The sequence below is a fragment of the Caballeronia glathei genome (assembly GCF_000698595.1).
GTDB lineage: Bacteria > Pseudomonadota > Gammaproteobacteria > Burkholderiales > Burkholderiaceae > Caballeronia > Caballeronia glathei.
The window spans coordinates 1-8074 of sequence record NZ_JFHC01000138.1 but is presented as its reverse complement, the minus strand read 5'-3'; the positions used below and the strand labels follow the sequence as shown (position 1 = coordinate 8074).

Annotated in this window: 8 protein-coding genes and 2 pseudogenes; 3 read left to right on the top strand and 7 right to left on the bottom strand. The window is 59.4% G+C overall.

Annotated features, from left to right (window positions below):
* The 5 genes and pseudogenes from BG61_RS43790 to BG61_RS37110 all read right to left on the bottom strand — a co-directional run.
* Positions 1–214, bottom strand: a 214-nt coding sequence (locus tag BG61_RS43790) for a hypothetical protein (protein WP_206540635.1), incomplete at its 3' end; no start/stop codon positions are given.
* A 15-nt stretch (positions 215–229) separates the two neighbouring features.
* A pseudogene (locus BG61_RS41615) lies at positions 230–686 on the bottom strand (4Fe-4S dicluster domain-containing protein); the annotation flags it as partial.
* 61 nt (positions 687–747) lie between these two features.
* On the bottom strand, positions 748–1125 hold the full coding sequence (locus BG61_RS37115; protein WP_035924801.1) for a BON domain-containing protein: 378 nt from the start codon (positions 1123–1125) through the stop codon (positions 748–750).
* Between the two features lie 47 nt (positions 1126–1172).
* Entirely contained in the window at positions 1173–1409 is a 237-nt protein-coding gene (locus BG61_RS41030; RefSeq protein WP_075584319.1) for a hypothetical protein, read from the bottom strand.
* Between the two features lie 149 nt (positions 1410–1558).
* Positions 1559–2716: a porin gene (locus BG61_RS37110; protein ID WP_035924798.1), complete on the bottom strand. Its 1158-nt coding sequence runs from the start codon at positions 2714–2716 to the stop codon at positions 1559–1561.
* A 136-nt stretch (positions 2717–2852) separates the two neighbouring features.
* Between BG61_RS37110 and BG61_RS41610 the strand changes: the two are divergent.
* Positions 2853–3075, top strand: a pseudogene (locus BG61_RS41610) (DDE-type integrase/transposase/recombinase); the annotation flags it as partial.
* Between the two features lie 34 nt (positions 3076–3109).
* On the opposite strand, the gene BG61_RS37105 reads toward BG61_RS41610, so the two are convergent.
* Complete coding sequence (locus tag BG61_RS37105; protein WP_035924795.1) at positions 3110–4411, bottom strand: MFS transporter; 1302 nt, start codon at positions 4409–4411, stop codon at positions 3110–3112.
* A 207-nt stretch (positions 4412–4618) separates the two neighbouring features.
* On the bottom strand, positions 4619–5659 hold the full coding sequence (locus BG61_RS37100; RefSeq protein ID WP_232255949.1) for an alpha/beta fold hydrolase: 1041 nt from the start codon (positions 5657–5659) through the stop codon (positions 4619–4621).
* A gap of 108 nt (positions 5660–5767) precedes the next feature.
* Between BG61_RS37100 and BG61_RS37095 the strand changes: the two genes are divergently transcribed.
* Positions 5768–6802, top strand: a complete 1035-nt coding sequence (locus BG61_RS37095) for an AraC family transcriptional regulator (protein WP_035924819.1) — start codon at positions 5768–5770, stop codon at positions 6800–6802.
* 331 nt (positions 6803–7133) lie between these two features.
* Positions 7134–8074, top strand: a 941-nt coding sequence (locus tag BG61_RS37090; protein WP_035943142.1) for a TauD/TfdA dioxygenase family protein, incomplete at its 3' end; no start/stop codon positions are given.

Below are 8074 nucleotides of genomic sequence, written 5' to 3'. Positions count from 1 at the left end.
CTTCACGATCTGCGGCACGGCGTACTTTGAAATCTGCCCTGTCTCGCTGAGGGCGGGCGCGCGTGATTCCTGATGTCGTCTTCCGAGACTGCCTGCACGAATTCAGCGCGAAGTGGCCGTTAGCGCGCTTTAGTTTGTTGACGGTAATCAATGCGCCTGTTGCGCCGATGGGATGCCCCGGTGTACCACTCAAAATAACGATTTCTCTTTGCACGTCACACTCCTTGATTTAGATGGTGCATGCAGGCATTGCTTTTGGTATCTCGCTAATCGACTTACATATTTGGGAGTTCGAGTCACCGCCGCCCTCGGGTGTCACCCACACGATGTTCTGTGTCGAGACCGCGATATCGCAGGTTTTGCAATGCACGCAGTTCTGCGCATTGATCACGAGACGCTCGCTGCCGTCGTCGTTCTTGACGAATTCATGCACGGGCGCCGGGCGGTAACGCGATTCCGGACCCGCATAGGTCTTGCTAGTTCACGTTGACCGGAACCGACGGGTCTTTCAGCGTCAGATGCCCCGGCTGGTTCTCTTCGTGATTCGTGTTCGAGATGACCACCGACCAGAGCCGGTCGAAGGTCAGCTTGCCATCCGGCTTCGGATACGTGATCGGCTTGCATCGCGAAGCGGGCTTGAGCATCTTGTGATCCGAATGCTGATGGTGCAGCGTCCACGGCACGTTGAGGTCGGCGGGACCGACTCATTGGTCGGCCCCGCCGCATTGCCGTGCCGACTATGGCAGCTTACTGGCCGCCAAATGGTTGGTCCACGGCCAGCTTGTTGGTGACCGAAATTACTCCGGGAACGCTCTTCGCGATTTCCGCGACCTTGCCCACCTGGGCAGCATTCGTGACCGTGCCGTTAAGCGTCACCGCGCCGTCTTTTGCAATGACACTGATATTTCCGGCGCTGATCTCCTTGTGCTTTGCGATGGCGTTATAAACCTGCCGGCGCAGCGCGCGATTCGCCTTTCTTCCTGTGGCCGGTGCCGCTGAACCCGACGCCGTCATCGCGGACGCGCCCGGCGCATTGGCCGGTTCGCTGGTCTGGGACCATACGGTCATAGATGTTGCAACGATTACGGCTCCAACAGCCAGCCTGAATGTCTTGATGCTCTTCATTGAATACTCCCCGACGCTAGGGCGTTGAGTTGAAAGTTCGTCGAATTTTAGGCGGCACGCATTGCCGGCCGTTCCCGACTCGGCGGGAATATGCGCCACGCGCCGTCTTGGTGACGAAAAAAGAACAGCGCAACCGGACCTGCCGCCGTTAATGTCTCGACGCACACATGGCATTCGTGTTTGGATCGTCTGTTTCTGAACTCAGTCACCCGAAGCCCGTTCGCCGAATGCGGGGCCAGCCAGTGCTCGACAATCTCGCGCAACGAGTTTTTCGCTCTATTCATGAATTATCCTTCCGCTTATTTGATGCCACGGCCCTGCCTATGCACGTGATACAGCTTGTCTCGCGCTGGCCGAATACCCTCCGTGAATCGAAATGTTTAACTGCGAACTTCTAACTCGGGACACTAGCTGTGGGTTGAGGGTTGCCGAATCAGAAGGTATGGCGGATGCCGGCCATCGCCGCCGTGGTGGACTTGCCCGGCGCCACCGGTGCCCCATAGACGATCGTCTGGTTCATGGTGCCCTCGTTGTCGACATACCCGACTTGTGCGTACGCCTTGGTCCGCTGCGACAGGTTGTATTCGGCGCCCACTGCGACTTCGCTCGAGTGATTCGCCGAATGGTTCCGGTCTTTAAGGTAGTAGAAGCCGGACGTGACCTTGAAGCGCGGACTGAACTGGTAGCCCAGGCCGCCCGATGCCATTTCGAAGTCCGCGGTGTTGGTATTCGCCGGATTTTTGCCGATGCCGTACGAGGCGGATATCGAGAACCCGCTGATCGTGTACATCGCACCGAAATAGTAGAAGCGATTGTTGGCCAGACCCGTTGCGGGCACAGCCGGCGCTGCCGGATAGGTCAGCGGAAACGGATTGGTGTCATGCCCGTTGTAGTACACCGCAGCAAGATTCAGACCGTAGTTCGAATACTTGAGCACCGCCGACTCGCGCGTGCCGCCCTGGAACTGGCCGGCAATACCGCCCGGCGCGTACTCGAGCGCGAGCGAGGCGCCGTAGAATTTCGGCGAATTGTAGACCAGCGCGTTGCTGTCATACAGGGCGCCGATCGGCGCGTTCGTGCTGGTGCCCGGCCAGCCGGCCGCCTGATTCACGCCCAGCCACGCAGTCAGGATACTGCCAAAATACTGCGCACCGCGGACATCGGTTTCCGACATCGCGTAGATCATCGGGATGATCTGCCGGCCGGCGTCGAACGTGCCAAACGGGCCAGACGCGCCGATGGTGGCGAACTGATTGAAGATCGCGGTCGTACCCGGCGTGTCGGACAGTCCAAATTTGCCGTTCGTGGTGTTGAATACGCCCTGCAGCTTGAAGTTGATCTTGTAGCCTCCGCCGATGTCTTCGCTGCCCTTCAGGCCCCAATAGCTGGAATAGATGCCGCCGTCCTTGAGTTGATAGACATGGCCCAGGTTTGGCGTGTGTGGCTGAAACGTTGCCGCTGAGGTGCTTTGATACAGCAGTCCAGTGTCGAGCACGCCGTAGAGGGTAACCGACGATTGGGCATGGGCGGCGGTGGCGAAGATCACCAGCGCCGCGGCACTACTCGATCTTAACTTTAACTTTGATTCCATTTTTTCTCGTCCGGTCGTGGGCCTCCGAGTGGAACCGGAAGCTTATTAGTTGTTGCTTATATGAAATGCGTTGCTTGCTGCGTCGGCGTGTCAGGCCGAGAGGTGGCAATCCCCGTACTGCTCCCGCAACACGAAGGTCCGCTCCTCGAAGTACCTGAACAATCTGATCGAGCAGGATCATCGAAACATCAAGTCGAGAACGACTGTGATGCTCGGATTCAAACGAGTCAGGAATGCCGCGAGCACGAGTTCAGGTATCGGGTTGGCACTTCGCATTCGCAGAATCAGTTCATCTTTCCGATCGCGCGCTCAAAGACAGCGCTGCGCCCATCTGGAACGCTGTCCGGTTCAATAGATAAGGCATCGGTATTTAAATCAAGTGTCTCGACCACACTAACTACTTGCACCACGATCTCGCGCGCCACGCAGATGACGCACGCCAATCAACAGGACAACGGCCGACGCGACACTGGCAAGTGGCAATAGCTGCAAGGCGGGCGCCAGACCCAGTCGGTCTGCCAATGCGCCCGTCACAACGGAACCCGGCGCCAGCCCAAGAATGTTCAAGGCCAGGGCGAGCGTTGCCATGGCTGTACTGTGAATCGCCTTGGGCGTCAGATTCGCGACCATCGTACCGGCAGGGCCCATAACGCCAGCGCTAAAGAACATCGCCAATGCGATGAGAGTGAGTTGGGCTGAACCGGCGGGAAACTGAAATGCCGCGAACAGCAATGCTCCGCAGGTCAGGTTAAAGGTGATCGCCAGGAGCATTTTCCGTCGCGGCGAATCACGTCCCAGGCGATCGGACAGTGCGCCGCACAGGGGCATTCCACATGCGCCGCAAAGAACGAAGATTGCTGCGACGCCGCCAGCCTTGCTCAGCGGCATGTCATAGACCCGATTCAGGAAACTCGGCAGCCAGGCAAGCAGGCCACCGCTGATGAAGAGCTGCAGCCCGCTGCCGATGTAGACACAGATCAACGCCGGCGAGGAGAACAGATCTCTCAACACCTGCCTGACGCGGACAGGCGCCAGCGATTTAGTTTGCCTGATGCCGGTTGATTGACCTTTCTCCCCTTCGATTCGCGCCGGACTGGCGACCATCATATACAGCACGGTCAGCGCGATGCCGAAGACTGCCATGCCAACGAACGCACTGCGCCAGCCAAAGTGGCTTGCCAGTGAACCGCCAAACCCGATCCCCATTACTGATCCGATCATGCCGCCCGCGAAAAATGTGCCAGCTACCGTGGAGGTGTGCCGTGCGGGAAACATGCTGATGAGAATGGCCATGCCAACGCTGGCGTAAGCGGCTTCACCGACACCGACCAGAAAGCGCGCCGACAGCAACGTGAAGTAGTTGTGCGACAGGCCGCACAGCAAGGTCGCGATGCTCCAGATCGCCGCCATGATGGTCACGCTGCGTACTCGACCCCATCGGTCGGCGGCAAGCGAGATTGGGAACGCCAGGACGCCAACAGCCAGCGAGACAATGCCGCTGAGCGCTCCAAGCCGAGCGTCTGACAGTCCCCAGTCCGCCTTTATTTGCGGAAAGACTGCGCTGAGCACTTGCCGCGACATATAGTCGGACAAGAGCAGTCCGAATGTCAGCGCAAAAATGACCCATGCATAGCCGCGAATGCGCTGCGGGCGCTCACCGTCATAGCATGCTGTTTCTTGCATATTCACTGCCACAATTCTGTCTCCTGTTACTGCTACTAATGCCATCCGTGCGCAGATCTCTCTTTTCAGCTCTGGCGTCCGCGGCGGCGTGTGCCGGGCTTTCCCACGGCCACAGATTCATCCTTGAGAGCTCGCAGGGAAAGTGAAGCCTGCCCTGTGCTCAAGCTGTCATGTCGCTGGACGCCCCGATCTGGGCATCGCAGCCGGACAACCTGGACGCTAGCGCTTGAACTGCTCGAGAAATTCCAGGAGCAATTCGTTAACGTGATCAACGCTTTCTTCCGCCGCGCTATGGCCCACGCCGGGGATCAGAACCTTCTTCTGCAATCCGGACAAATAGGTGTCGAACTGGTCGTAGAGTCCACGAATTTCGATCGGTTCGAGGGAAGGGTCGGCAGCGCCCCCGATGAACAGGCTCGGCTGGCGGACCACCGCACCGTCCAGAAACGAAGTGATTTCCCAGTTCCGGTCGCGACAGCGGTAGTAGTTAATGGCGCCGGTAAATCCCGTGCGCGTGTATTCGTCGACGTAGTAGTCGATCGCCCGTGCGCTCAACCATGACGGGAACTCCTTCGGCTCAGTGAAGGCATTGAGAATGGGCTCACCGGCTTCGATGAACAGGCGCCAACGCTCGGTGCCGACGGCGCTGCCGGAGACCGAGTAGAAGATGCTACGCAACGTCTTGCGCGGATCGCTGGCCAACTCGCGATCCGGCTTGCCGATCTGCTGGAAGTACAGGTGGTGGAACACCCGGCCCTTCGCCATTTCCTGCAAGCCCACGGTCGGTCTGATCTTTCCGCGCGGTGGCACCGGGGTATTGAGCATCACGAGGCCGCGGAACAGGTCCGGCCTCAGCATGGCCGCCGCCTGAGCTACCCATGCGCCCAGGTCGTGTCCGACGATCACCGCGTTCGTTTCACCCAGAGCCGCCATCAAGCCAACCATGTCGCCGACGGCCTGGCTCATGTCGTAGGCTTCAATGGAATCCGGCCGATCGGTTTGCCCAAATCCCCGTTGATCGGGGACGACGACCCGAAAGCCGGCCGCGGCCAAGGGTCCGATCTGGCGCCGCCACATGTACCACAGGTAGGGAAAACCATGCAGCAGAATGACGAGCGGGCCGTCCCCCTCGTCGATGTAATGCATGCGAATGCCGTTGACGTCGGCAAAGCAGTGGTTGAATGCGGCGGGGTCGTCGGCATCCACTTGCCCAAATGCTACGCGCGGCTGGCCGATATGCGTTGCAACTCTCTTGTCCATCGTCTACCTCCATCTGTTGAAGTTCACGGCCTCCAAGGTAGCTCTGACATGGGTTCCCGACTATACTTACCAGGACATAAGCTTGAGCAATTGGGACAGGTGACGTCGGTGACTACCCTGACGCGAAGTGCCAGCCTTACCGACTATGAGCACGTTGCCCATTCAGTGGGGCTCGATCCGTTTCGGATGCTGCGGCTGGCCAGGCTGCCGCCCAAGGTCCTCATCGATCCGAATATGATGATCAGTGCCGATTCGGTGGGGTGGCTGCTGGAGGAGTCGGCCCGCCTGTCCGGCCACGAGGCCTTCGGACTGTTGCTCGCGGAAACGAGAAGCCTGGGCAATCTGGGCATGCTGGCGCTGGCGATCCGGGAAGAGCCAACGCTGCGCGCAGCAGTGCAATTTTTCGCCCGCTATATGCGCCTGCACAACGCCGGCGTGCAATTGCGCCTTGACGATGCGGGCGACGTCGCGCTGCTGCATATAGGTGTGAACACGCAGGGTCATGGCGTCTGGCGCCAAGCTGTCGAAATGACGACCGGGATCGTATTGCGGACGTTGAGAGTGCTTGCCCACGACACCTTCCGGCCGGCAAAGATCAGTTTTACCCACGAGCGGCCCGCCAGCCTTGCAGTGCACCGCCGCGTGCTGGGAACAGCGATCGAGTTTTCACAGGAATGCAATGCCATCGTTTGCCGCAGCCGCGACCTGGACAGCCCCATCCCTGCGGCAGACCCGGTGCTGAATCGCGAGATGAAACGATTGCTGGACATGCAATTGGCTAGCCTGCGCGACGAGCCGACGCAGCGGGCGCGCCAGATCGTCAGGATGCTGCTGCCAAGCGGACTTTGTTCGGTCGATCGTGTTGCCCAGCATCTTGGCACGCATCGACGCACCCTTAATCGGCAACTCGCGGCGGAGGGCGAGAACGTCACCACGATCATCAATGCTGTACGTGCTGAACTCGCCGAGGAGTATCTGGCGAACAGCGAACGCAAGTTGTATGAAGTCGCCGAACTTCTCGGCTTTTCCTCCGCCTGTGAACTTTCTCGCTGGTTCCGCGGCCAGTTTGGTAAGACACCCTCAGATTGGGCCGCTCATTACCGGGAGAGCAAGGCGACCGCCGGACCCATCTCGCGTAAGTAGGAAGGGCAGGTCGAGGACGTTTGACGCGTCCCTTCGTGATCCTAGCTAGCCACACGGCCTGAACCGGCCGCACCCCGCACATTCCTGACGTTATCGATCCCCGCCTGCTTCCGCGATCGCCTCGCTATCGGCCTTCCAGCAATGGACCCCGGCCTCGCGTCCCAATATGCAAAGAAATTGTCCCGCTAAATCAATAGCATCGCGGACGCACTGCCTATTATGACTCCCGTGGCACCGATGAAGCGATGCCTCTGCCGTGATGACAGAGGCCAGCTACATCTGCCGGACGCACACATGGCTCGCCGCCGCACAAACAAGACTGGAGACTTCAATGACATCAAGCGCAGTAACCCAAAACCCTGCTTCACAAGCCACGCCCATGGCACCGGCCATTGTCCGGCCATCGGTGCGCCAGCATTCGGTCAAGGTGGAGATTTGTACGCCGGCCATCGGCGCCGAACTCAGCAACATCAGCCTCGCTGATGCCGCGCTGGACCCTGACGCCATCGCCGAAATCCGGGCGCTGTGGCTAAAGCATAAGGTCCTGTTCTTCCGCGATCAGAACATTACGCCGATGGAGCAACAGCATTTCGCCGCGCAATTCGCCGGACTGGAAGCCCATCCCCTTGCCCCGAGCCATCCGGAGGCGGACAAGCTGCTGATGCTGTACCGCAATCTCGACCCGGGCAAGCCCAAGGGCTTCGTTGAAAAGGCCAGCCGCGAAAACACCTGGCATGCCGATGTGACCTACAAGAAGGCGCCGCCCCGCGGCGCGGTATTGCGCTGCGAACTGGGTCCGGACACCGGTGGCGACACCATCTGGTCCAACATGGTGATGGCCTACGAAAAGCTGCCCGACACCATCAAGCAACGGATCGATGGCCTGTACGCCAAGCACGATGCCGAGCACGCCTTCGGCGCCCAGATGCCGATCGCAGAACGTCACGCGATGGCCGCAAAGAACCCCGCCGCCGAGCACCCGGTGGTGCTCACCCATCCCGAAACGGGCGAAAAGATTTTGTTCGTCAACTCGACGTTCACGACCCATTTCTCGAATTTCTACAACTTCGAGGACATCCGGTACGGCCAGGACTTCATGCCCGAGGCCCATCATCTGCTGAACTATCTGACCTCTCAGGCCGCGATTCCGGAATACCAGGTGCGTCTGAAATGGAGAACCAACACGGTTGCCATGTGGGACAACCTGCAGGTTCAGCACTACGCAGTGGCTGACTACGGCAATGAGCCAAGAAAGATGCTGCGCGCCACCCT